Annotated in this window: 1 protein-coding gene; it reads right to left on the bottom strand. The window is 45.6% G+C overall.

What is annotated here, in order from left to right; all coding sequences use genetic code 11:
* Nucleotides 1-143 precede the first annotated feature (143 nt).
* Nucleotides 144-1,020, bottom strand: an 877-nt coding sequence (gene tnpC, locus ACTNC0_RS18195; RefSeq protein WP_441088487.1) for an IS66 family transposase, incomplete at its 5' end; no start/stop codon positions are given.

Here is a 1,020-nt window from a genome sequence, read left to right as displayed (position 1 = left end):
CGTAAGCGTATTATTTTCGGGCGTTTCTTATGATTGCCCCCAATGGACATTTTTAATGTAGTAACCAACTTTTTACTACAACAAGAAATGCCCCAGTTGTTTAAAAGCAACTGAAGCACCTTGACAATTCACATACGATTGAGCTATTGCTGTTTGTTTTGTTCTTCGATTCGTTTCTGAATCTCAGCTTTTACTCCGTCATTCCATGGAGCAAGCTGTTCAAGTTCATCATCTGACATGTTCTCGTTTGGCTGCTTCTCAAACAGGAATGTAAGATAGTGATACGGATTTACACCGTTGGCCTTTGCCATCTCTACCATCGTGTAAGCCATGGCACTTGTTTCTGCTCCTGCAGGAGTATTGCAGAACATCCAGCCTTTGCGGCCGACTACGAATGGACGGATAGAATTTTCGCTCAGATTATTAGAAAAACTGCAGCGTCCATCTTCCAGATAAGTTGCAAGATGTTCCCTTCTGTTCCGGATATAAGTCACTGCTTTATCAAGCCTCGAGTTACGGACAGGTTCCTGCTTATCAAGCCACGACAAAAAGCCTTCAATGATCGGGCGTTCCTGGGAATCCCTTGCTTCCTTGATGGCATCAAACGTTTTATATTTCTTACGGATCTTGTCTTCCTTATCGAAGAGCTGGTTTATATACATGACTCCCTGGACTGACGGCTGTGAATAATCAAGCTGTTTTCCCTTGGGGATGGCATCGATCAGGTACCTCCTTACATGCGCCCAGCATGCCAGACGTTTTGCAGTCTTTACCTTATTGTAACCACTGTATCCGTCACACATCAAGTAACCATGAAATCCGTCCAGAAAATCAACAGCAGTATCGCCGGCCCTTGTTTCCGAATACTTATACAGGATGATCGGATATTCCCCGTCCTCCCCGCTTCGGAACAGCCACATGTAGGACTTGGTCTGTGCACGGCGTCCAGGCTCATGCAGTATCTGGACAGGTGTCTCATCAGCCATTGCAAATCCCCTTTCCAGGAGCTTCCGGTGAAAG

It is taken from the genome of Blautia sp. HCP3S3_B11 (assembly GCF_052064435.1).
Classification (GTDB): Bacteria; Bacillota; Clostridia; order Lachnospirales; family Lachnospiraceae; genus Blautia_A.
Note: the sequence above shows the minus strand (reverse complement) of the source record. Positions and strands in the feature narration are given on the sequence as shown.